Raw genomic sequence first — 21,919 nt, forward strand, 5'->3', positions numbered from 1 at the left:
CGGGCGTGCGCGCGATGCCCGCCGGACGAACGCGTACCCTTGGGCATCATGAGTGCCCCGTCCACGACGCCGCGTGCGGCCGCGACCAACTCCGTGTGGTCCCAGCTCGAGCCGCTGCTACCCCAGATCTCCAAGCCCATCCAGTACGTCGGCGGCGAGTTGGGTGCGGTCACGAAGGACTGGGACGCGGCGACCGTGCGCTGGGCGCTGATGTACCCCGACGCCTACGAGGTGGGCCTGCCCAACCAGGGCGTGCAGATCCTCTACGAGGTGCTCAACGAGCTGCCCGACACCCTCGCCGAGCGGACGTACGCGGTCTGGCCGGACCTGGAGACGCTGATGCGCACGCACGGCGTGCCGCAGTTCACCGTCGACGCGCACCGGGCGGTGCGCGGGTTCGACGTGTTCGGCATCTCCTTCTCCACCGAGCTGGGTTACACGAACATGCTCACCGCGATCGACCTGGCCGGCATTCCGATGCTGGCCGCCGACCGCACCGACGCCGACCCGGTGATCGTGGCCGGTGGGCACGCCGCGTTCAACCCGGAGCCGATCGCCGACTTCATCGACGCCGCTGTGCTCGGCGACGGCGAGGAGGCGGTCCTGGAGATCACCGCGATCGTCCGGGAGTGGAAGGCCGAGGGCTCCCCGGGCGGCCGCGACGAGCTGCTGCTGCGGCTGGCCCGCACCGAGAGCGTCTACGTGCCGCGCTTCTACGACGTCGACTACCTGCCGGACGGCCGGATCCAGCGGGTCGTACCGAACCGGGCGGACGTGCCGTTCCGGGTGCACAAGCGCACGACGATGGACCTGGACGCCTGGCCGTACCCGAAGAAGCCCCTCGTTCCGCTGGCCGAGACGGTGCACGAGCGGTACGCGGTGGAGATCTTCCGGGGCTGCACCCGGGGTTGCCGGTTCTGCCAGGCCGGGATGATCACCCGCCCGGTGCGGGAACGGTCGATCACCACTGTCGCGCAGATGGTCCGTGAGGGCCTGGAGTTCTCCGGCTTCTCCGAGGTCGGCCTGCTGTCGCTCTCCTCGGCGGACCACTCCGAGATCGGCGACATGTGCTCGGGCCTCGCCCAGCAGTACGAGGGCACCAACGTCTCGCTGTCGTTGCCCTCGACCCGGGTGGACGCCTTCAACATCGACCTCGCGCAGGAGCTGTCCCGTAACGGGCGGCGCACCGGTCTGACCTTCGCCCCGGAGGGCGGGTCGGAGCGGATCCGCAAGGTCATCAACAAGATGGTGTCGAAGGAAGACCTGATCCGCACTGTCGTCACCGCGTACACCAACGGTTGGCGGCAGGTGAAGCTCTACTTCATGTGTGGCCTGCCCACCGAGACCGACGAGGACGTCCTCGAGATCGCCGAGATGGCCCACGAGGTGATCCGGGCCGGCCGGGCCGCGACCGGCTCCAAGGACATCCGCTGCACGGTCTCCATCGGCGGGTTCGTGCCGAAGCCGCACACCCCGTTCCAGTGGGCCGCGATGGACCGTCCGGAGGTCATCGACCACCGGCTCAAGATCCTCAAGCAGGCCATCAACGCGGACCGCTCGCTGGGTCGGGCCATCGGCTACCGGTACCACGACGGCGAGCCGTCGCTCATCGAAGGGCTGCTCTCCAGGGGTGACCGCCGTGTCGGTTCGGTCATCCGCAAGGTCTGGGAGAACGGCGGCCGGTTCGACGGGTGGAGCGAGCACTTCTCGTACCAGCGCTGGGTGGACGCGGCGGCCGAGACGCTGCCCGCCTTCGGGGTGGACCTCGACTGGTACACCACCCGTCAGCGCGACGAGCTGGAGGTCCTGCCCTGGGACCACCTCGACTCGGGCCTGGACAAGGACTGGCTCTGGCAGGACTGGCAGGACTCGTTCAGCGAGTTCGAGCAGGACGACTGCCGGTGGACGCCCTGCTTCGACTGCGGCGTCTGCCCATCGATGGACACCGAGATCCAGATCGGCCCCACCGGCAAGAAGCTGCTGCCGCTCACCCCGCTGGGCGGCAACGGCATGAAGGTCCCGTCGGGCCACTCGCACTCGCACTCGCACCCCTGACCGGGCTGCCTGCGGGCAGCGCCGGCTGGCGGTGACCCACCACCCTCCACATCCGACATGTCACCCAACGGGTCCGCGTCTCGCGGGCCCGTTGGCGTTGTCCGGGGCCCGGCCGCGCTGCGGCCGGACACCGGACCTTCCGTGATATCGGCCGTCATCTGTACCACGTGCTGGTGGCTGGGGCTGCCCCGACTAGGTCAGACTCGATACGCTGCGTCTGACATGGACCGACCCGGCGGGTCGGGGACGGGGGAGGAATCGCATGGGGAGCATCCCGCCGCCGAGTATCGGCGATCTGCAAGTCAGCGTCGAGGACCTGGACGCCGCCGCCACGTACGTCGAGCGGCTCAGGCAGTACATCGACGACACCATCAAGTACGAGATGGAACGCATCAAGGAGCGGATGAAGGGCGACAGCAACAACGCCCAGACCGTCCCTAACGGCACCCCGTTCGGCGCGTACGAGGACGCCCGCATGCAGTGGCGGGCCCTGGAAACCTCCACGGCGAACATGGAAGCGCACCTCACGACGCTCTCCCAGAAGCTCGCCGCGCTGAAGGAGGGCACCGAGGATATCGCCAAGGCGTTCCGCGACACCGAGGCGCGCAACGGCGCCAACGGCAAGGAGATCGAGCGGCTGCTGGAGTCGGCGGCGCCGCCGCCCACCGCCAGCGGCGCACCCACCTACCCGTACACGGCCTGAGGGGGACGTCATGGCTGGAGGAACCTGGGAGCGGTGCGTCCGCGAGGTGACGCTCTCCGCGGACCCGGAAACGGTCGGATCGGTCGGAGCGGGCTGGAGCAACCTCTCCAGCGGCCTGCAACAACTGCGCGACGCGCTCGTCGGGCGCTCGTTCGTCGGCCCGATCGCGACGGGCCAGGAACGCCCGCACGTCGGCGGTCTGCCCGGGATGCTCGCCGGTTGGAAGGGCAGCGGTGGTGACGCGTACCGCGAGCACCTGGGCAAGATCGGCAAGCAGATCGAGGATCTGATCACCGACGCGACGAACGTCAGTGGCGCGTTGACGCGGATCGAGGGCGACATCCGCAAGTCGGTCTCCACGATCCCGATCCCACTGATGGACGACTTCGGGTTCAACGAGTGGAGCCTGCCCAACGGCACCGAGCTCGACGATGCCCGCGACGGCGAGAGTTCGTCGGGGTTCCTCGCCGCGCTGCGCAAGGACTACCAGAGCAACCCCGGCTCGTACGCCGACGGCGCGTTCCGTGACAAGGCCGACGACCTGGAAGCGACGATGAAGGTCGACGGCCAGGCCGGTGACCAGAAGCGGGGCGGCTGGTGGGACACCGGAGCCCACCTGGACAACTGGTACCGGGACAATCAGAACGCGGCGAACACCGCGATGGCCCCGCTGCCCCAGGCGGTCTACACGGAGCGCCCCAAGCTCACCGTCAACGGCCCGGATGCCGGAGCCGAGGTCAACGACATCACTCGTGACACCCGGGTTCCGCCAACGGGGCGACCCGACATCGGTGGTGGCGACTTCGGCGGGAAGCCCGACATCGGTGGTGGCGGCCCCTCGATCGGCAGCAGGCCGCCGAGCATCGGCGACACTGGCGGTCCGACGTCCACAGTGGACGCGTTCTCCCCGACCAAGCCCGGTGGGATCGGCGATGGCTCGCCCACCGGCGGCACCGGTCAGCTCACACCCCCGTCAACGGGCTCCAGCTACCCGGGTTACCCGGACGGCGACGCCGGCTACAGCAGCGGTCTGGCTGGCGCCAGCCCGAGCGGCGTCGGTGGCCTGGGTGGTGGCATCGGCGGCGGCGGGGTCGGCAGCGCCGGTCTCGGTGGCGCTGGCGGTGGGTTCGGAGGCGGTGCCGGCGTCGGCTCGGCCGGCGGGATCGGTGCCGGCGGTGGCCTGGGCGGCGGTGCCGGGATCGGCGTGGGCGGCATCCCCGGCATGGTGGGTGGCGGCAACGGAAAGCTGCCGCCGATGACGAGCGCGGCGAACGCCTTGCGCACCGCCCAGGCCGCAGGCGGCGCCGGGATGGCGGGCGGCGCGCGTGGTGCGGGCGTCGGCGGCGCCGGAATGATGGGCGGCGGCATGATGGGCGGCGCGGGCGGCGCCGGGCACGGCGGTGGCACCGGCTCCGAGCACTCGTCGTGGTTGACTGAGGATGACGATCCGTGGGGTCCTGGTGACGGGGCGTCCCCGGGTGTCCTTCGATGAGGATGGACGGATGAGGGTGAACGTCGGAAGCCTCCGGTCTGTGACCGCCTGCCTGCTGGCGGGGCTCCTGGTGGTGGGGGCCGCTCAGCCGGCGGCAGCCGCGCCCCGGCGGGCCGAGCAGTGGTATCTGGACGAGTTCCGGATCGACCAGGTGCACAAGATCTCGACCGGGCGGGGCGTGGTCGTGGCCGTGATCGACAGTGGCGTCGATGCCAGCCATCCGGACCTGCGCGGTCAGGTGCTTGCCGGTGGTCGCAGCTACGGCACCTCCGGCGACGGCCGGTCCGACGACGACGGACACGGCACGCACATAGCCGGCATCATCGCGGCGAAATCCAGCGGCGACGGGGTGGTCGGCATCGCCCCCGGTGTGAAGATCCTGCCCATCAAGATGCGCAAGGACGACGGGGTCTACAAGGGCGCGGGGATCGCCCGGGGCATCCGGATGGCCGTCGACGGCGGCGCAAAGGTGATCAACATTTCCATTAGTGGCCCGGGCCTCGCCAACCCGGTGGAGCGGGACGCGATCAAGTACGCGTTGGACCGTGACGTCGTGGTGGTCGCCTCCGCCGGTAACACCGCCAAGGGCCACGTCGCGGTCGGAACCCCGGCCAACACCCCCGGTGTGGTCGCGGTGACCGGGACGACAAAGGGCGGAGCGTTCTGGTCCGGCTCCGTCCAGGGGCCGGAGGCGGTGGTCGCCGCTCCCGGCGACAGCGTCTACAACGTCACGAACGAGGGTGGCTACGGCTGGGGTGACGGCACCTCCGACTCCGGTGCGATCGTCTCCGGTCTGGCCGCGCTGATCCGGTCGAAGTATCCGGATCTCAACGCTCCGAGCGTGATCAACCGGATCATCCGGACCGTGCGGGACGCGGGCCCGTCCGGCCGCGATCCGCAGTACGGCTTCGGAGTGATCGACCCGATGAAGGCGCTGACCGCGAACGTGCCGGCGGTCAGCGCCAACCCGCTGCTCGACCCGGCCGCGGCGCCGGTCGACCCGGGCTCGACTGCCCGTGCCGCGGGTCCGGACGAGGAGTTCGACGTCACCCAGCACGGCGATCGCGGTGGCCCGACCGACCAGCAGGTCATGGTGGTGGGCATCGGCATCGCCGTGGTGCTGGTGTTGCTGTTGGGGCTGGCGGTGTTCCTCATCTGGAACCGCCGGCGGTACCGGCGGGAGGCGGCTCGGGCCGCCGACATCCCGGACGAGGCGTTGGACCAGGCGCTCTCTGGTGCCTACCCGTCGCCGGGCGCGGGTTACGCCCCGCCGTCCGGCTACCCGCCAGCCCCCGGGTACGCCCCATCCGCCGGGTATGCCGCTCCGCCCCCCGGCCAGGGCCCGCCCTCCGGCTACGGCCCGCCTCCCGGTTATGCGCCGCCTCCCGGTTACGGCCCCCCGGGCGGACCGCCGCCCGCCCCGCCGCAGGAGCGGTAACCGGTCCTGATCGTGGTAGCCGGCTGGTGACTCTTGCGGGTCACCAGCCGGCCATCGGGCTTTTCCGGCCGGTGGTCACGACTCGTACGACCATTTTGCACCCGTCTGTCGGGCCAATCGGCCGCCCCGGCTGCGTACCGTCACGAGCCCTGCGCCAGGATGGGCGGACACGCAGGTACACCCGAGGAGCCCACGATCGCCAGAAAGCCTCAACCCGAGGGCGGCCAGGCACCGGTCGTCCAGCGCGTCCGCATCCGGTACGCCAAGCGTGGACCGCTGCGATTCACCTCGCACCGGGACTTCGCCCGGGCGTTCGAGCGCGCGCTACGCCGGGCCGCCGTGCCGGTCGCCTTCTCCCAGGGTTTCCATCCGCACCCGAAGATCTCCTACGCCAGCGCCGCGCCCACCGGGGTGGCGAGCGAGGCGGAGTACCTGGAAATCGCCCTTCAGGCGGCCGTCGACCCGGCGGCCTTGCGCGCCGCGTTGGACGCCGCGCTCTCGCCGGGGCTGGACGTCCTGGACGCCGTGATCGCCGAAGGGGGCAACCTGCCCGACCGGATCGAGGCGTCGCACTGGCACATCGAGTTGCCTGAGGTCGACACGGCGGTGCTGCGCGCTGCGGTGGACGCCTTCGTGGCGGCCGAGGAGGTGCTGGTCGAGCGGATGACCAAGCAGGGTCGACGCACTTTCGACGCCCGAGCCGCCGTGATATCGATCGATGTCCAACTGCCTACGCCGACGCCTTCCGGGGCGCCGGCCGTACCGTGTGCGATACTCGAACTGGTCGTGCGGCAGGTCACCCCGTCCGTACGGCCCGATGACGTCCTTTCCGGCCTCCGCGTGGTGGCCGACCTGGAGCCGCCGGTTTCGCCGAGGGTGACACGGCTGGCTCAGGGCACGTTGACCGCGCAGGGTGCGATCGTGGATCCGTTGGATGCGGACCGCGACGGGGCAGCCATCGTTGGGCACTGACCGACGGTCGGTGTTCTGGCAGGCAGACTTCGGCGGTCGCGCACCACGCGCGCCCGGCGGAAACACTTTTGCGGCGACCCTGCGTGGCAGCGCTCACCCGCGCCCGGGCTAGCCAGAACTGGAGAACGTCCATGCTCGAGAACGAGCCCGAGGGCGGCGAACGGACCGGTTCACAGCCGGCCGGTGCAACCGCCGACCAGAGCACCACGGCCGACGGTGCCGCCGTCGAGACCTCCACCACGGCCGTCGGTTCGGCCTCGGTGGAACCGGCCGGCGCGGAGAGCGCTCCCGCTGAGGCCGCCGAACCGGCCGCGCCAGCGCGGCGCACCCGGGCGACCCGTCGTCGGGCCGCCCCGCTCAACCAGCCGGAGCAGACCGACGCCCCGATCGAGGCGCCCACCGGTGGCGCCGGCAACGTCGAGTCGCCGCAGGCGGAGGTCTTCGCCCCGGTCTCCGGCGACCTGGACGTCGCACCGAAGACTCCCCGGCGCCGCCGCAAGGCCACCCCCGTCGAGACGACCGCCGAGGAGCCGCTGGTCGCCGCCTCTGCGGAGGCGGCCTCGGCCGAGGTGGTGCCGCCGGTCAAGGTGACCCGTACCCGGCGCAAGAAGGCCACACCGGCTGCCGTCGAGGAGCCGCCCGCCACCGAACAGCCGACCGCCGTCGACGAGCCGCCAGCGGTCGAGGAGCCGGTCGTCGAGGAGCCGGACGTCGCCGAGGCGCCGGCGGAGTCCGACCTGCGCGAGGCCGAGGCCGAGCTGAACGACTCCCCGGCCCTCCCGAGCACGTCCGCCGCCGAGCTGGCCTGGAGTAGCGGTGCGCAGGAGCGCTCCGGCGAGGTGCCACCTGGTGTGGCCGTCTCCGGTGTGACGGATGAGCCGAACGAGCCGGCCGAGATCGAGCCGGAGCAGCCGCGTACCCGTCGTCGGCGCGCTGCGCTCTCCGCGCCCACAGTGCTGTTCATGGCACCCCAGCCGGACGCCGTGCCGGTGACCCGACCGGTGGAGCCCGCCGCGGCGACCGAGGAGCCGGCCGTCGAGGAAGCCGCCGAGCCGTCCCGCCGCCGTCGGCGTGGTCGCCGCGAGGTCGAGCCGGTGGAGCCGATCGAGGCCATCGAGGCCGAAGAGGAACCGACCGAGGAGGCCGACGAGGCCGCCGAGGCGGATGAGGACGACGAGGACAGCGCCGCCGCGCGCCGCCGCCGCCGACGTGGTCGCCGGGGACGGGGCCGGGGCAAGGGCGGGGCCGACGACGCCGAGGACGAGGAGTCCGAGGAGGCGGCGCAGGCCGATGAGGAAGAGACCGCCGAGGCCGAAGCCGAGGGCGACGAGGACGAGGAGTCCGAGGGCGGGGACGGCCTGACCCGTCGCCGTCGTCGCCGTCGCCGTCGTGGCGCCGGTGACACGGAGGGCGCGGCGGACGACGGCGTGCCGACAGTGGTGAAGATCCGCGAGCCGCGCCGGACCGTCGACGAGGTGCAGGGTGTGTCCGGCTCGACCCGGCTGGAGGCCAAGCGCCAGCGTCGCCGGGACGGTCGGGAGCAGCGCCGTACCCGCCCGCCGATCCTCAGCGAGTCGGAGTTCCTGGCGCGCCGGGAGGCCGTCGACCGGGTGATGGCGGTCCGCCAGCGCGGTGACCGCACCCAGATCGCCGTCCTGGAGGACGGCGTGCTGGTCGAGCACTACGTCACCCGCAACTCCTCCGGGACGATGGCCGGCAACGTGTACCTCGGCAAGGTGCAGAACGTGCTGCCGAGCATGGAGGCCGCGTTCGTCGACGTCGGTCGGGGCCGCAACGCCGTGCTGTACGCCGGTGAGGTCAACTGGGACACCTCCGGGCTGGAGGGGCGGGCCCGCTCGATCGAGCAGGCGCTGCGCTCCGGCGACTCGGTGCTGGTCCAGGTCACCAAGGACCCGATCGGGCACAAGGGCGCACGGCTGACCAGCCACATCGCGCTCTCGGGTCGGCACCTGGTCTACGTGCCCAACGGCAACGCCTCCGGGATCAGCCGCAAGCTGCCGGACAACGAGCGCAAGCGGCTGCGCGACGTGCTCAAGAAGCTGGTCCCGGACGGCGCGGGCGTGATCGTCCGGACGGCCGCCGAGGGCGCCACCGAGGACGAGTTGGCCCGCGACGTCAAGCGGCTCCAGGCGCAGTGGGAGGACATCCAGGCCAAGGCCGCCGAGGGTGGCGCTCCGGTGCTGCTCTACGGGGAGCCCGACCTGGTCATCCGGGTGGTCCGGGACCTGTTCAACGAGGACTTCCGCGAGCTGGTGATCGAGGGCGAGCAGTCGTACGACATGGTCGAGTCGTACCTGTCGCACGTCTCCCCGGACCTGGTCGACCGGATGCGCCGGCACGTCGGCACGAGCGACGTCTTCGCCGAGTACCGGATCGACGAGCAGATCATCAAGGGCCTGGACCGCAAGGTCTTCCTGCCCTCCGGCGGCTCGCTGGTGATCGACCGCACCGAGGCGATGACTGTCGTCGACGTCAACACCGGCAAGTACACCGGTTCCGGGGGCAACCTGGAGGAGACCGTCACCCGCAACAACCTGGAGGCGGCGGAGGAGATCGTCCGTCAGCTCCGGCTGCGGGACATCGGCGGCATCGTGGTGATCGACTTCATCGACATGGTGCTGGAGTCGAACCGTGAGCTGGTGCTGCGCCGACTCACTGAGTGCCTGGGCCGGGACCGCACCAAGCACCAGGTCACCGAGATCACGTCGCTCGGCCTGGTGCAGATGACCCGTAAGCGGATCGGCGCGGGCCTGCTGGAGGCGTTCAGCGAGACCTGCGAGTGCTGCAAGGGCCGGGGCGTCATCATCCACACCGAGCCGGTGCCGGAGAAGCCGCGTCCCGCCGGTGCGGGGGAGAAGGTCAAGGCGGTCGCCTCAGCGGTGGCTCCCGCTCCGGCAGCCGAGCAGGGTGCCACCTCGTCCCGCCGCCGGGCGCGCAAGAACGCCCCGGCCGCGGCCGAGCGGACCGCGGTCGAGGTCGTCGACACCGACACCACGGCCGAGCCGGACGCCGACTACCAGGACACCATGGGCTACGACCTGTCCCGCTACGAGTCGGACACCGCCGCCGCGCCGGCGATCTCCGATGCTCAGCAGGGTGAGTCGGCTCGGCTGGCCGCGGCGGACGACCCGGACGCGCTCGCTGACGGTGAGGGCGACGAGGAAACCACCGAGGGCGGTGGCGGCCGTCGCCGGTCGCGTCGCGGTGGCACCCGTCGGCGGACCCGCCCCTGAGCGCCTGACCGGCCACGTGTTTGACGAGGTCCCTCTCCCGGCAAAGTGACGGGGGAGGGACCTCGCCGTTGTGGCCACCCGGTCCTCGATCGGCTGTCCCAGGTCAGGAGAAGAAGATGCGCCGTCTGCTCGCGGTCACCGCGCTGCTCGCCATGCTCTCCGTCGCGGCCGGCTGCTCCACCGGTGGGACCGCCGAGGGCGCTGGCTCGGCGGCAGCCGGCACCCCTGCCGGCCCGACCGCAACGCCGGCCAGCGGTCATGTGGCGGGCGGCGACGCCACCCAGGTCTGCGCCGCCGCGCAGGAGGCCAGCACCACAGCCGTTCGGACGTACGTGGCTGAGCTGGGTCAGATGCTCGCGGCGGTGGGCGCCGGGGACAGCCGCACGGCCGAGGCCGCCCGGGGACGGGCCGAGGCGGCGCTGGCGGGCTGGCGGACCGTACTGCGGGAGCAGTCGGAGCGGACCGACGATCCGCAGCTCAAGACGCTGCTCACCGACCTCGGCACCGAGATTTCCGCGCTCGGTGCCGACGTCGAGTCGATCGACGAGACCGAACTCGACCGGCTCCAGCAGCGCCTCGACCAGCTCTGCGCGCGCTGACCAGGGCGGGCCGGTTTGGGGTCCGGGCCAGCGATGGCGTACTCTTGCCTGCGGCCCACCTTTGGTGTGCCGAGTTCCCGTGTGCCCGCGCCGCCGTGCACTGCTACCCGGCGAGCCGCTGCGGGAACGACCGCCAGCAGCCTCAACGACAGGGAGTCCGCCTCCGATGTACGCGATCGTCAAGACCGGCGGCAAGCAGTACAAGGTCGCCGAGGGCGACGTGATCGAGGTCGAGAAGCTCACCGGTGCCCCCGGTGACGCGGTGAAGCTCACCGCGGTGCTCCTCGTCGACGGTGACGACCTGGTGACCGACGCGGCGAAGCTTGCCGAGGTCGCGGTGTCCGGCGAAATCGCCGCGCACACCAAGGGCCCGAAGATCCGGATCCACAAGTTCAAGAACAAGACTGGCTACCACAAGCGCCAGGGTCACCGCCAGCCGTTGACCCAGGTCAAGGTGACCGGCATCTCCAGCGGGAAGTAGGTCGTCCTCCAATGGCTCACAAAAAGGGTGCGTCCAGCTCGCGTAACGGTCGTGACTCCGCGGCCCAGCGACTCGGCGTGAAGCGCTTCGGTGGTCAGGTCGTCAGCGCCGGTGAGATCATCATCCGGCAGCGTGGCACCAAGTTCCACCCCGGTGACCTGGTCGGCCGTGGCGGCGACGACACGCTGTTCGCGCTGTCCGCCGGTGCGGTCCTGTTCGGCACCAAGCGCGGTCGCAAGACCGTCAGCATCGTTCCGCAGCAGTAGTTCTCGGGCTAAGCGGGCCGCGGACCTCCGGGTCCCGGCCCGCTTAGCCTTTTTCGCGAAGTGCGAGGTTGGACCTCGCTGGAAGGATTGACGCCGTGGCAACGTTCGTTGACCGGGTCGTTCTGCATCTGCAGGCCGGCGATGGCGGGCACGGTTGTGCCTCGATCCACCGCGAGAAGTTCAAGCCCTTCGGTGGACCGGACGGCGGCAACGGTGGGCACGGGGGCAGCGTGTCCCTGGTGGTCGACCCGCAGGTGACCACGCTGCTCGACTTCCACTTCCACCCGCACGTCAAGGCCGACAACGGCAAGGGCGGCGCCGGCTCGAACCGGGACGGGGCCAACGGCCACAACCTGGTGCTCAAGGTGCCCAACGGCACAGTGGTGCAGACCTCCGATGGCACAGTGCTGGCCGACATGGTCGGCGCCGGCACCACCTTCGAGGTCGCCCGCGGTGGGCGCGGCGGGCGGGGCAACGCCTCGCTGGCCAACGCCAAGCGCAAGGCGCCCGGCTTCGCCGAGCTGGGGGAGCCCGGCGACCAACTGGACATCGTGCTGGAGCTGAAGAGCGTCGCCGATGTGGGCCTGGTGGGCTTCCCGTCCGCCGGCAAGTCGTCGCTGATCTCGGTGATCTCCGCCGCGAAGCCGAAGATCGCCGACTACCCGTTCACCACCCTGGTGCCCAACCTCGGCGTGGTCCGGATGGACAACCACACCTTCACCGTGGCGGACGTGCCGGGCCTGATCCCCGGCGCGGCCACCGGCAAGGGCCTGGGCCTGGAGTTCCTGCGGCACATCGAGCGCTGCGCGGTGCTGGTGCACGTCATCGACTCGGCGACCCTGGAGCCCGGCCGTGACCCGGTGGCCGACATCGACGCCATCGAGGCCGAGCTGAGCCAGTACGGCGGTCTGGCCGACCGCCCACGGCTGGTCGCCGTCAACAAGGTAGACGTGCCGGACGGCCGGGACCTCGCCGAGATCGTGCGCCCCGACCTGGAGGAGCGCGGTTACCAGGTGTTCGAGGTCTCTGCGGCCACCCGGGAAGGGCTCAAGGAGCTGACCTACGCGATGGCCGAGCTTGTCGACGCGGAGCGTAAGGCCGCCCCGCCCGCCGAGCCGACCCGGATCGTCATCCGCCCGATCGCCGTGGACGACGACGGTTTCACCATCACTGCCGAGGCGGACGGCTCGTTCACGGTGCGCGGTGTGCGGCCGGAGCGCTGGGTCAAGCAGACCAACTTCGACAACGACGAGGCGGTCGGCTACCTGGCTGACCGGCTGGCCCGGCTCGGGGTGGAGGACAAGCTGGCCAAGGCCGGCGCGCAGCCCGGTGACCTGGTCCGGATCGGCGTGCGCGAGTTCGACTGGCAGCCGACCCTCTTCGCCGGTGTGGACTTCGTACCCGGCAACCGGGGCACCGATGTCCGCCTGGAGGAGAAGTCGAACCGGGCCTCCGCCGCGGATCGGCTCGCCGCCCGGAAGGCTCGCCGGGTGCGTTCGGCCGACGATCTGGGCGCGGACGCGTCCGACGACGACATCGACGACGAGGACGACGCCGAGTAGTTCGTTGCGCTCCGTGGTGGGGTTGATTTCCGGAAACCTCCCCGAAATCCACGCGTCCTAGCGTGGGGTGATGCTGATCGAGTCCCGGCCCGGCACCGACCCGGAGATCGCCGCCATGATCATCGCGCAGCAGCGTGAGCTGCGCGAGGCCGATGGTGGGTTGGACGGGCAGGTCTTCGTCCCCCATGACGACGTCCGCTACCTGGCGGTGGTGGTGAACGGTCGGGCGGTCGCCTGCGGTGGGCTCCAGGCGCTCGATGTCGAGACCGGCGAGGTCAAGCGGATGTACGTCCGGCCCGCGTACCGGGGGCGGGGGATCGCTCGTCAGTTGCTCGCCGCGCTGGAGGAGTGCGCGTTCCGGCAGGGGCACTCGGTGGTGTGCCTGGAGACGGGCACCTACCTGCCGGCCGCGATCGCGCTGTACACCTCGTGCGGCTACCAGCAGGTCCCGGTCTACGGCGAGTACGTGGGCAACCCGTACAGCGTCTGTTTCGCCAAGCGGTTGCCGGTCGCGGCCTGACGGTCGGCGGCGTCGCGCCCCCGTCTCAGGCGCCGGTGCTGGCGTGCTCGACGGTCACCGGCTTCGACTCCGGCGAGGCGTGCTGGCGCAGCACGATGCTCAGCAGGATCAGCGCGCCGACCGCGAGGAACTCGCTCTGCCAGTTCTGCATGGACTGGAACCAGAAGTCGCTGGTGCCGAGGAAGTCCCACACCCCGATCGGCGGCGCCCCGCTCTGGAGCGCCTGCTCCTGGTTGTACGCGGCGGTGCCGCCGAGCAGGTGACCGACGAACGAGCCGGCGAAGATCAGCAGCAGCGCGAGGGAGAGGCTGTTGCGGTAGATCACCAGCGGCAGGCCGCCGACGCGTACCGGCCAGGGTGACTGCGGGGTCGCCCGGCGCTCGTCGTCCTCCGGTCGGTCGGTCTGGTCCATCGGCTTCGACTCGGCCGAGCCCCGCTGCACCAGGTACGCCGTGAGCAGCACGTACCCGCCCATCTGGAGGAACTCGGACTCCCAGTTCTCGAAGACCGACTCCGCGAAGTGCCCACTGGTCAGGTACGCCGGCCAGCTCAGCGGCGCGGCCCCGAACTCGGTCAGCTCCTCATTGTGGGTCTGCCAGCCGAAGACGCTCTGCAACACCAGAAAGACCAGGAACGCCCCCAGCATGGCGACGGCCAGGGCGTTGTCACGCAGCCAACGAGGCATGGTCGCACCTCCTTCGCCGGTCAGTTACCCCTGCGGGTGTGACCGCGAAACCACAAAAGTCCAGTTCAGTGCCGGTCGGCGGGACTGTCCAGGCGTCCGCCGGTGCCGGCCTGGTTCGACAGCAGCAGCCCGAGCGCGAGCATCCCGAAGCCGAGCGCGAGGTGCAGCCAGTTGTCGGCGTCGTTGACCGGCAGGATGTTCGCCCCGCCCTCCGGGTTGACCGCCTCGATCCCCAGGCCGTACAGCCACAGAGCGAGGTAGACCGCGCCACCGGCGGCCAGGAAGACGCGGGCGCCGGCGACGCTGCGGGCCAGCACCAGGCCGGCCAGCCCGAAGAGCAGGTGCACCGCGTTGTGCAGGATCGACACCTGGAACAGCCCGAGCAGGCGGGCGTCCGAGTGGTGCCCGGCGAACCGCAGCTCGCCGTAGTCGGTGGTGATGCCGGGGATGAAGCCGAGGACGCCGATCAGCAGGAAGACGCCGGCCACTACCAGCGCGGCCAGCTGGACCCGGGGTCGGGGACCGGCCGCTCGGCCGCCTCGTGCGCCTTGTGCCATCGCTGCCCCCTCCGTGGATCTGCCGGCCTCGCGAACCTCACTGTCCGCAGCGGCGACGTGACGCAGCCCGACGATCCTCCATTTTGAAGACCAACCGGTGGGCCGCGCAGATAAATGCACGAAGAGGTATGGAAGCCGAAACGCAGGGTAGGTGAATGGTCAGCGGCGGCGGCAACGCGCCGCATCCCCCCAGCACAACCGCTACGACTTTCTGAGCGGAAGGGAAATCATGACTTACGATCTTTCACCTACGTCTTCCACGTACGGGCAGCAGTCGACCAACGGCGGTGGCGTCCGCGACCAGGCGCGCCAGGTCGGGTCGGAGGCCGCGCAGGCCGGTGGCGCGGTCGCCCAGACCGCCAAGGAGCAGGGCACCGAGGTCGGCCGTGAGACGGCCCGGCAGGCCCGCAACCTGTACGGCGAGGCCCGCAGCCAGCTCGCCAGCCAGACCGGTGAGCAGCAGCGCCGAGCCGCCGGTGGGCTGCGTTCGCTGGCCGACGAGATGCGCTCGATGGCCGAGCAGGGTGGCCAGGCCGGCCCGGTGACCGAGCTGGCCCGCCAGGCAGCCGACCGGGTGCAGGGTGTCGCCGGCTGGCTTGAGCAGCGTGAGCCCGGCGACCTGATCACCGAGGCACGCGACTATGCGCGGCGTAACCCGGGCACCTTCCTGGTCGGCGCTGCGGTGCTCGGTGTGCTGGCCGGCCGGCTGACCCGTGGCATCTCGGCCGCGGGCGACGACTCCGGCAACGGTTCCTCAACCTTCCGGGGCGCCGGGGCGTACGACCCGGAGCAGACCGCCGTGATCCCGACGCCGCCGCCGGCGCCCCGCGCGGTGCCGGACGCCGTTCCGCCGGGCGGCTACCTCGACCCGACCCCCGGTACGCACACCCCGCCGACGTCCGGTGGCTACGCCGACCAGACGCCCGGTGGCTACGCCGACCCGGCGCCCGGCGGCTCTGTCGAGCCCGGCCGGGGCGACTACCCGGAGCACTCCGGCACCGGCCAGCCGCTGCCACCGGTGACCCAGACCGACCCGCTGCCGGGCGTGCCGTCCAGCGGCAGCCCTCGCCCGTGAGCCGCCGAGTCATCCGAAGGGAGGCGACGGCATGAGCATGCCGACGCAGGGGTCCGGACTGGACTCCGGTTACCACCCCGACGCGGGTGCCCCGCACACCGCGTCGGAGGTGAAGAGCAGCTCGCTGGGTGACCTGATGCGTCAGGTCACCACCGACCTGTCGACGCTGATGCGTCAGGAGGTCGAGCTGGCCAAGGCCGAGATCCGGCAGGAGGGCAAGAAGGCCGGCAAGGCCGCGGGCCTCTTCGGCGGTGCCGGCTTCGGCGGCTACATGGTGGCCCTCTTCGTGTCCATCGCCATCTGGCAGTTCCTGGACAACGTCATGGACTCCGGCCTGGCCGCGCTGATCGTGGCCGTGATCTGGGCCGTGGTCGCCGCGGTCCTCTACTCGATGGCCAAGAAGAACGCCCAGCACGTACGCGGGCTCAGGCAGACCAACGACAGCGTGCAGCGGATCCCCGACGCGCTCAAGCCGCACCCGGAGGGAGTCACCCGATGAGCACCGATCCCGATCAGATCCGCCGGGAGATCGAAGCCACCCGTAACAGCCTCAGCTCCGATGTGGATGCGCTGGCGTACAAGGTCAGCCCGAGTCGCATCGTCGACGACCGTAAGCAGCGGGCCCGTTCCGCTCTGCAGAATGTGAGGGACAAGGTCATGGGAACCGCGTCTGACCTCGGCCACGGCACCGGCCAGGCCGCCCACTCGGTGGGTGACCGCGCCTCGTCGGCGGCCTCCAGCGTCAGCGACGCCGCGCACTCGGCGGCGAGCACCGTCAGCGACGCCGCGCACAGCGCGCCGCGGGTGATCCGGCAGAAGTCCCAGGGCAACCCTCTCGCCGCCGGCCTGATCGCCTTCGGGGTCGGCTGGCTGGCCTCGTCGCTGATCCCGGCCTCCCGCCGCGAGCAGCAGGCCGCAACCCAGGTGAAGGCCAAGGTCAGCGAGCACAGCGGGGCCGTGAAGGAGAAGCTGGGCGAGGTGGCCAGCGAGCTGCGCGAGCCGGCCCAGCAGGCCGCCGAGTCGGTGAAGTCCACCGCTCAGGACGCGGTGCACGCGGTCAAGGACGACACGAAGTCCGCCGCCCACCACGTCAAGGACCACGCAACCCCCTGACCCACCCCAACAGCACGACAGCTCGCGGTCACCCTCCGGTGCCCGCGAGCTGTCGCGTTGAGGTCAGCGCCGATCTTGCGGTTTCGGCCGGAGTTTCGTGGGTCTACCGACGGTTTTGTCCCAACCGGAAGTGCAAGATCGCGGGGAGCCGTGGGTTGCGCGGGGCGGGGTTGGCGGCTCGGCGGATTCGGGTGTCGCCGTAGCGGACGCCGCCCAGCAGGAGACGCTGGCTGACCGCCAGCCAGCCGCACACACCGCGTTCCAGCAGCCAGAGTGGGGCCGCCAACGCCGTGGCCGGCGGGAAGACCCGGGTGCCACCGGCGCGGCGGCGACCCGCCTCGGCCAGGGCGACGACCCCGGCCACCGCGCCGAGCACCAGCCTGGGCCGGCGCGACGCGACGGCCGCCGCCAGTGCCGGCAACACCGCGAGCACGGCCAGCAGGCGGGCCGGTTGAGCCAGATCGTCGTACGCCTGACGGACCCGTTGACCGCGGAAGTGCGCGGCGTCCGGAGGCAGCCGGCGGACGTACAGCCAGGCCGGGGCGGCCTCGGTGCCGCCGTACCCGCGCACCGTGCGGATCAGCTCCAGGTTTTCGAAGAGCACGTCCGGGTCGTACCCGCCCATCGCGAGGAAGGTGCTGCGCCGCACGGCGAGTGTGCCCGGGTAGTCCGCCCCGAGCGCCCGGTTGAGCAGCGTGCGGCCGGTGTCCCACCAGGCGTGCCAGGGCAGCGGGTCGAAGTAGTTCTGCGGTCGTACCAGGTCGGCCCGGTCCAGCAGCCTGTGTACCGCGCGCAGCGCGGACTCGTCGTACCGGACGTCGTCGTCGGCGATCACCACGTCCTCGTGGCCGGCCGCGCGGACGCCGGTGTGTACGCCCAGCACCTTGCCGTTGAGCCCACGCTCGCCCGGATCCGGTGAAAGGTGCCGGACCAGCCCTCGCCACGCCTCGGCGTGCCGGGCGAACAGGGGCGGAGGGGAGCCGTCGACCACGAGCACCTCTACCCGGTGACCGAGCCAGCGCAGGTAGTCGGTCAGCTCGGCCAGGCCGGTGTCGGTGTGCCAGCGCAGCGGCAGCACGTACGTCATCGGTAGGCGCACCGGCGACGTGCCGGTGCCGGCCGGTGCGACCTCGCACCGGCGGGTGGCGGGCCGGGCGTCTCCGGTAGGGCTGAACAAGGACATGACAACTCCGTGGCGGACAGGTCGTGGTCGGTGTTGAGCAGCATCTGCCCGCATTTCCGTCGATCAAACAGCTGGTCGTTTCGACTGGCGGACCCCGGGTAGCGCTGCCCTCAAGAGCTGTCCATGCCCGGTTGTCCGGGTGGAGGAGATAGACGTGATGACCAACAACGGAACCAGGTGGGCGCTGCTCGGCGTCACCGCGGCGACGGCGGTCGGCGTGGGGCGGGCGGTGGCCCGCCGTCGGCATCGGCATCAGCCGGAGCGACAGGACGGTTGGTACGTGGTGCGTCGCGGGGTGACCGTGGACCGGTCCCGGGACGAGGTGATCGGCTTCTGGACCGACCGCGAACGGCTGGACCGCGCGCTGGCGGGGTGGGCCACGTTGCAGCAACTCGACGAGCGGCGTTGGCGGTGCGTGGCCCGCGACCGGGCCGGCGGTGAGACGCAGTGGCGGGCCGAGATCACCGTCGAGGGGGCGGGCACCCTGACGTGGCGGGTCGAGGACGGGCCGATGCCGCAGCTGGGGCGGATCGAGCTGGCCGAAGCACCCCAGGGTCGGGGCACCGAGATCCGGGCCGAGCTGCGCTACCGCTCCGGTCCGGTGCGTCGGTTGGCCGGCCTGGTCGGCGGTGACGAGCCGGACCTGGCGCTGCGGGACGCGTTGCGGCGGGTGAAGGCGCTGATCGAGTGTGGCCAGGTGGTGGACACCCGGGAAGACCCGTCCGGCCGGAGCCCCGCCCAGGAGAAGGCGACCGACAACATGCGGGAGAAGCTGATGACGGGAGGACGGGCGTGAGGGCGCTCTGCTGGGAAGGCGTCGGCAAGCTGACCGTCCGGGACGTGCCGGAGCCCCAGATCCGCGCCGAGGGAGACATCATCGTCCGGGTCCGGGCCAGCAGCGTCTGCGGCTCCGACCTGCACCTGATCAACGGATACCTGCCGGCGATGCGAAAGGGGGACATCCTCGGCCACGAGTTCATGGGCGAGGTGATGGAGACCGGGCCCGGCGTACGGCGGCACCGGGTCGGCGACCGGGTGGTGGTGGGGTCGGTGGTCGCCTGCGGTGGCTGTTGGTACTGCCGGACCGAGCAGTACTCGCTCTGCGACAACTCCAATCCGCAACCGGTGTTCACCGAGAAGCTGTGGGGGCACTCACCGGCCGGCATTCTGGGCTACTCGCACGCCGCCGGCGGCTACTCGGGATCACACGCCGAGTACATCCGGGTGCCGTTCGGCGACATCGGCGCCTTCGCCGTACCCGACGGAGTGCCGGACGACTCGGTGGTGTTCGCCTCCGACGCGATGCCCACCGGGTGGATGGCGGCGGACTTCTGCGGGCTCAGCGGTGGCGAGGTGGTGGCCGTCTGGGGTGCCGGTGGCGTCGGTCAGATGGCGGCCCGTTCGGCGCAACTCCTGGGCGCCGAACGGGTCATCATGATCGACCGATTCCCGGATCGGCTCAAAACCGCCACCGAACGGATCGGGGTCGAGACGATCAACTACGCGGAAACCGACGTGCTGGAGGCGCTGCGTGAACTGACCGCCGGGCGCGGGCCGGACGCCTGCATCGAGGCGGTCGGCATGGAGTCGCACGACGTCGGACCGACCTACGCGTACGACCGGGTGAAGCAGGCGGCGCGGTTGCAGACCGACCGCCCGACCTCGGTCCGCCAGGCGATCATGGCGTGCCGCAAGGGCGGCACGGTGAGCATCGTCGGTGTGTACGCCGGCCTGGTCGACAAGTTTCCGCTCGGCGCGGCCATGAACAAGGCCCTGGTGCTGCGGATGGGGCAGATGCACGCGCAGCGTTACATCCCGATGTTGCTCGACCGGCTCGCCGCCGGCGAGATCGACCCCGGTTATCTGGCCACCCACCCGCTCTCCCTGGAGCAGGGCGCCCAGGGGTACGAGCTGTTCGAGAAGAAGGAGGACGGCTGTCTGCGCAGCGTTCTGCATCCCTGACGGCTGGGCGTACCCGCCTCGCCGGTCGCTGCGATCGGCGGGGCGGGTCAGCCGGTGCGGCGGACGTTGGTGATTGTCAGCCCGAGGGGCGGCAGCGCGGGCATCCGGTGCAGATCCAGGGCCAGGTTCTGGACGGGAACGTCGTAGCGCATGCTGGTGACGAGGTTGGTGACCGCCCGTTTCATCAGGTCGATGGTGATCCACTCACCGGCGCAGCGGTGCCCGGCCCAGTGGTCGCCGCCGCCCTGCGGGATCAGCGCGAACGGGTCGACCCGGCGGCTGGCGAACCGCTCCGGGCGAAACAGCTCCGGTTGCGGCCAGAGCCTCGGGTGGTGGTTGGTGCCGTAGAGGTCGAGCAGCACCCGCCGGCCGCGCGGAAAGTGGTGGCCCTGCCAGTCGAAGGACCGCCGGACCCGGGCCGCCGCGATCGGAAAGAACGGGTAGTAGCGGCGTACTTCCTGGACGAACTGCTCGGTGGCCTCGTCGTCGTCACGGACCCGGTCCCGCCAGGCCGGATGGTCGTGCAGGGCGACCGCGGCGAAGGTCATGTACTGGTCGACGGCGACGACCGGGCGTAGCACGTTGAGCAGTTCCACCGCCGCGATCCGCCGGGGGAGGAGCTTGCCGCGCCCGTCCCGGTGTTCGGCGATCACCGCCAGGGCGCTACCGGTCGGCGCCGGGGCGAAACCGACCCGGGTCCGCTCGATGAGGTCGGCGAGCCAGCGTTCGGCGCGGTACCGGGCCAGCCGTCCCCGCCAGTGCCGGGGGCCCAGCACGGCCGGTGCCTCGATCATGGCGTGCAGCTCGACGGCGCGGCGCTCTACCTGCGACGCGGGCAGCGGCACCCCGGCCCAGGCGAAGACCACCCGGGTCAGCATTCGGCCCAGCTCGTCGTAGAGCGACACCGGGCCGGCGCTCTCCCAGGCGGCAACCCGGGTCCGCCACTCGTCGTCGAAGAGCTGACCCAGTCGCTGGATCGCCGACGGTGTCATGATCGACATGAACATGGCCTTGCGGTCGGAGTGCTCGGGCCCGTCCAGCCCCTGCACCCCGCCCCGCCCGGTCAGTGTTCGCTGCACACGCAGCGGCATCGCGGTGGCGCGTTGGAAGCGGTCGTTGTCGTAGAACAGCTCCGCCGCCGGCCGGCCGCGCAGGCAGATGGTCGGGGCGAGCAGGATCCGGGTCTTGAAGACGTCGCTGCCGTACCGCTCGCAGCGCTCGCCGATGAACCGGTAACCCGCGCGGAGCAGCGCGAAGGTGCTGTCCGGGCTGCGGTCCGCCGGCATTGTCGCCATCGGGTCTCCTCACGCGCAGGTGCGGCTGGTGGCTGTTTGCCGCTGCGCTTACCCCCGTCCTCGCCGCTGAACCCCGCCCGGCTGGCCCCTCCCACGGGCGGCGGAACCTGGTTTGCTGCTAGGGCGTGTTTCGGAAGTGCTGGCCGGCCTGGACTCCGGCTCGGCTCGACCGACACTTCCGAAACACGCCCGAGTGGGACGAGCACGGGGAGGGCGAATGCGCGACAACAGATCGCCGCACTGGCGGCAGCGGCGAGCGGCCGGGGCACTGGGCGCAGGCCGCGACGGGCGGTCACTGATCGGGCCGCCGCGGCGGCCCACTCGTCCGCACCGGTTCTTCACAGTGCACCTGGGCTTCACCGCGCCCGGCCCGGCCGAGGCGCGCGAGCTGGCCGTGGCGTACGCGGAGGCGCTGAGCCTGCTCCGCTCGGAGGTGGCACTCGGTGCGGCGGCCCTGTCACCGGCGGACGCCTGGCAGCGGGCCGAGCGACTGTTCTGCGGCGCGGTCGGCCCGGACGGCGAACGCTGCGTCGACGTGACCGACCATCCGGGTTTCCACCACGCCCCGGGTCCGGGTGGCCTCGGCTGGGGCGATGGCGATGGTTGACGACCGGCCCCGGTTGGCCGATCCGGGAGTGCGCAGGCCAACCCGCCGGCGTGGCGGTGCCGGTGTCCCGACCTCGGGCACCGGCACGGCGATCCACCAC

Annotated in this window: 21 protein-coding genes; 17 read left to right on the forward strand and 4 right to left on the reverse strand. The window is 71.3% G+C overall.

Features of this window, described 5'->3' with window-relative positions; genetic code table 11:
* Nucleotides 1-48 precede the first annotated feature (48 nt).
* The 11 genes from MED01_RS24330 (at nt 49) to MED01_RS24380 (ending at nt 13,342) form a co-directional block, all read left to right on the forward strand.
* Nucleotides 49-2,055 (forward strand): TIGR03960 family B12-binding radical SAM protein, encoded by a 2,007-nt coding sequence (locus MED01_RS24330; RefSeq protein ID WP_238670878.1) that lies wholly within the window; start codon nt 49-51, stop codon nt 2,053-2,055.
* A 262-nt stretch (nt 2,056-2,317) separates the two neighbouring features.
* Nucleotides 2,318-2,758, forward strand: a complete 441-nt coding sequence (locus MED01_RS24335) for a hypothetical protein (protein ID WP_238670879.1) — start codon at nt 2,318-2,320, stop codon at nt 2,756-2,758.
* 10 nt (nt 2,759-2,768) lie between these two features.
* The gene (locus tag MED01_RS24340) at nt 2,769-4,250 is read left to right on the forward strand and encodes a WXG100 family type VII secretion target (protein WP_238670880.1); all 1,482 of its coding nucleotides are present in this window, start codon (nt 2,769-2,771) and stop codon (nt 4,248-4,250) included.
* A gap of 10 nt (nt 4,251-4,260) precedes the next feature.
* The gene (gene mycP, locus MED01_RS24345) at nt 4,261-5,688 is read left to right on the forward strand and encodes a type VII secretion-associated serine protease mycosin (protein ID WP_238670881.1); all 1,428 of its coding nucleotides are present in this window, start codon (nt 4,261-4,263) and stop codon (nt 5,686-5,688) included.
* A gap of 159 nt (nt 5,689-5,847) precedes the next feature.
* Nucleotides 5,848-6,660, forward strand: a complete 813-nt coding sequence (locus tag MED01_RS24350; RefSeq protein ID WP_274526189.1) for a TIGR03936 family radical SAM-associated protein — start codon at nt 5,848-5,850, stop codon at nt 6,658-6,660.
* A 131-nt stretch (nt 6,661-6,791) separates the two neighbouring features.
* Entirely contained in the window at nt 6,792-9,914 is a 3,123-nt protein-coding gene (locus tag MED01_RS24355; protein ID WP_238670882.1) for an Rne/Rng family ribonuclease, read from the forward strand.
* Between the two features lie 116 nt (nt 9,915-10,030).
* Nucleotides 10,031-10,513, forward strand: coding sequence for a hypothetical protein (locus MED01_RS24360; RefSeq protein WP_238670883.1), 483 nt, complete (start codon nt 10,031-10,033; stop codon nt 10,511-10,513).
* Between the two features lie 166 nt (nt 10,514-10,679).
* Complete coding sequence (rplU, locus tag MED01_RS24365; RefSeq protein ID WP_007464063.1) at nt 10,680-10,994, forward strand: 50S ribosomal protein L21; 315 nt, start codon at nt 10,680-10,682, stop codon at nt 10,992-10,994.
* An 11-nt stretch (nt 10,995-11,005) separates the two neighbouring features.
* Entirely contained in the window at nt 11,006-11,260 is a 255-nt protein-coding gene (gene rpmA / locus MED01_RS24370; protein WP_007464062.1) for a 50S ribosomal protein L27, read from the forward strand.
* A 95-nt stretch (nt 11,261-11,355) separates the two neighbouring features.
* Nucleotides 11,356-12,822 carry a GTPase ObgE gene (gene obgE / locus MED01_RS24375; protein WP_238670884.1) on the forward strand — a complete coding sequence of 489 codons (1,467 nt, stop codon included), beginning with the start codon at nt 11,356-11,358 and terminating at the stop codon, nt 12,820-12,822.
* A 70-nt stretch (nt 12,823-12,892) separates the two neighbouring features.
* Entirely contained in the window at nt 12,893-13,342 is a 450-nt protein-coding gene (locus MED01_RS24380) for a GNAT family N-acetyltransferase (protein ID WP_238670885.1), read from the forward strand.
* 25 nt (nt 13,343-13,367) lie between these two features.
* Here MED01_RS24380 and MED01_RS24385 read toward each other — a convergent pair whose 3' ends face one another.
* Together MED01_RS24385 and MED01_RS24390 are read right to left on the reverse strand one after the other, a co-directional pair.
* Nucleotides 13,368-14,027, reverse strand: coding sequence for a DUF6766 family protein (locus MED01_RS24385; protein WP_238670886.1), 660 nt, complete (start codon nt 14,025-14,027; stop codon nt 13,368-13,370).
* Between the two features lie 65 nt (nt 14,028-14,092).
* On the reverse strand, nt 14,093-14,584 hold the full coding sequence (locus MED01_RS24390) for a DUF4383 domain-containing protein (RefSeq protein ID WP_238670887.1): 492 nt from the start codon (nt 14,582-14,584) through the stop codon (nt 14,093-14,095).
* A gap of 229 nt (nt 14,585-14,813) precedes the next feature.
* Here MED01_RS24390 and MED01_RS24395 point away from each other — a divergent pair, with 229 nt between their 5' ends.
* Genes MED01_RS24395 through MED01_RS24405 form a run of 3 tightly spaced genes read left to right on the forward strand, consistent with a single transcriptional unit; the run spans nt 14,814 to nt 16,772 of the window.
* Nucleotides 14,814-15,659 (forward strand): hypothetical protein, encoded by an 846-nt coding sequence (locus MED01_RS24395; protein WP_238670888.1) that lies wholly within the window; start codon nt 14,814-14,816, stop codon nt 15,657-15,659.
* Nucleotides 15,660-15,690: 31 nt separating this feature from the next.
* Nucleotides 15,691-16,158 (forward strand): phage holin family protein, encoded by a 468-nt coding sequence (locus tag MED01_RS24400; protein ID WP_238670889.1) that lies wholly within the window; start codon nt 15,691-15,693, stop codon nt 16,156-16,158.
* Nucleotides 16,155-16,772 carry a DUF3618 domain-containing protein gene (locus MED01_RS24405; RefSeq protein ID WP_238670890.1) on the forward strand — a complete coding sequence of 206 codons (618 nt, stop codon included), beginning with the start codon at nt 16,155-16,157 and terminating at the stop codon, nt 16,770-16,772. Before MED01_RS24400 ends, MED01_RS24405 begins: the two co-directional genes overlap by 4 nt.
* A gap of 103 nt (nt 16,773-16,875) precedes the next feature.
* Here the strand turns inward: MED01_RS24405 and MED01_RS24410 are convergent, their stop codons facing one another.
* Nucleotides 16,876-17,955 (reverse strand): glycosyltransferase family 2 protein, encoded by a 1,080-nt coding sequence (locus tag MED01_RS24410; protein WP_238670891.1) that lies wholly within the window; start codon nt 17,953-17,955, stop codon nt 16,876-16,878.
* A 157-nt stretch (nt 17,956-18,112) separates the two neighbouring features.
* Between MED01_RS24410 and MED01_RS24415 the strand changes: the two genes are divergently transcribed.
* Both MED01_RS24415 and MED01_RS24420 read left to right on the forward strand, forming a co-directional pair.
* The gene (locus MED01_RS24415) at nt 18,113-18,751 is read left to right on the forward strand and encodes an SRPBCC family protein (RefSeq protein ID WP_238670892.1); all 639 of its coding nucleotides are present in this window, start codon (nt 18,113-18,115) and stop codon (nt 18,749-18,751) included.
* Complete coding sequence (locus tag MED01_RS24420) at nt 18,748-19,917, forward strand: zinc-dependent alcohol dehydrogenase (protein WP_238670893.1); 1,170 nt, start codon at nt 18,748-18,750, stop codon at nt 19,915-19,917. Before MED01_RS24415 ends, MED01_RS24420 begins: the two co-directional genes overlap by 4 nt.
* 47 nt (nt 19,918-19,964) lie before the next feature.
* On the opposite strand, the gene MED01_RS24425 is transcribed toward MED01_RS24420, so the two are convergent.
* The gene (locus MED01_RS24425) at nt 19,965-21,212 is read right to left on the reverse strand and encodes a cytochrome P450 (protein ID WP_238670894.1); all 1,248 of its coding nucleotides are present in this window, start codon (nt 21,210-21,212) and stop codon (nt 19,965-19,967) included.
* 217 nt (nt 21,213-21,429) lie between these two features.
* Here MED01_RS24425 and MED01_RS24430 point away from each other — a divergent pair, with 217 nt between their 5' ends.
* A complete protein-coding gene (locus tag MED01_RS24430; RefSeq protein ID WP_238670895.1) occupies nt 21,430-21,819 on the forward strand; it encodes a hypothetical protein in 390 nt (129 codons plus the stop codon).
* Nucleotides 21,820-21,919: the final 100 nt, after the last annotated feature.

Origin of the sequence: Micromonospora alfalfae (genome assembly GCF_022230925.1) — a bacterium.
Taxonomy (GTDB): Bacteria; Actinomycetota; Actinomycetes; order Mycobacteriales; family Micromonosporaceae; genus Micromonospora; species Micromonospora alfalfae.

Coding starts and splice junctions, on each gene's coding strand:
- MED01_RS24415 (WP_238670892.1), top strand. CDS start 18,113: ATGACCAACAACGGAACCAGGTGGGCGCTGCTCGGCGTCACCGCGGCG.
- MED01_RS24330 (WP_238670878.1), top strand. CDS start 49: ATGAGTGCCCCGTCCACGACGCCGCGTGCGGCCGCGACCAACTCCGTG.
- rplU (WP_007464063.1), top strand. CDS start 10,680: ATGTACGCGATCGTCAAGACCGGCGGCAAGCAGTACAAGGTCGCCGAG.
- MED01_RS24390 (WP_238670887.1), bottom strand. CDS start 14,584: ATGGCACAAGGCGCACGAGGCGGCCGAGCGGCCGGTCCCCGACCCCGG.
- mycP (WP_238670881.1), top strand. CDS start 4,261: ATGAGGGTGAACGTCGGAAGCCTCCGGTCTGTGACCGCCTGCCTGCTG.
- MED01_RS24425 (WP_238670894.1), bottom strand. CDS start 21,212: ATGGCGACAATGCCGGCGGACCGCAGCCCGGACAGCACCTTCGCGCTG.
- MED01_RS24380 (WP_238670885.1), top strand. CDS start 12,893: ATGCTGATCGAGTCCCGGCCCGGCACCGACCCGGAGATCGCCGCCATG.
- MED01_RS24360 (WP_238670883.1), top strand. CDS start 10,031: ATGCGCCGTCTGCTCGCGGTCACCGCGCTGCTCGCCATGCTCTCCGTC.
- MED01_RS24405 (WP_238670890.1), top strand. CDS start 16,155: ATGAGCACCGATCCCGATCAGATCCGCCGGGAGATCGAAGCCACCCGT.
- MED01_RS24430 (WP_238670895.1), top strand. CDS start 21,430: ATGCGCGACAACAGATCGCCGCACTGGCGGCAGCGGCGAGCGGCCGGG.
- MED01_RS24400 (WP_238670889.1), top strand. CDS start 15,691: ATGAGCATGCCGACGCAGGGGTCCGGACTGGACTCCGGTTACCACCCC.
- MED01_RS24395 (WP_238670888.1), top strand. CDS start 14,814: ATGACTTACGATCTTTCACCTACGTCTTCCACGTACGGGCAGCAGTCG.
- MED01_RS24385 (WP_238670886.1), bottom strand. CDS start 14,027: ATGCCTCGTTGGCTGCGTGACAACGCCCTGGCCGTCGCCATGCTGGGG.
- MED01_RS24340 (WP_238670880.1), top strand. CDS start 2,769: ATGGCTGGAGGAACCTGGGAGCGGTGCGTCCGCGAGGTGACGCTCTCC.
- MED01_RS24410 (WP_238670891.1), bottom strand. CDS start 17,955: ATGTCCTTGTTCAGCCCTACCGGAGACGCCCGGCCCGCCACCCGCCGG.
- MED01_RS24335 (WP_238670879.1), top strand. CDS start 2,318: ATGGGGAGCATCCCGCCGCCGAGTATCGGCGATCTGCAAGTCAGCGTC.
- rpmA (WP_007464062.1), top strand. CDS start 11,006: ATGGCTCACAAAAAGGGTGCGTCCAGCTCGCGTAACGGTCGTGACTCC.
- MED01_RS24350 (WP_274526189.1), top strand. CDS start 5,848: ATGGGCGGACACGCAGGTACACCCGAGGAGCCCACGATCGCCAGAAAG.
- MED01_RS24355 (WP_238670882.1), top strand. CDS start 6,792: ATGCTCGAGAACGAGCCCGAGGGCGGCGAACGGACCGGTTCACAGCCG.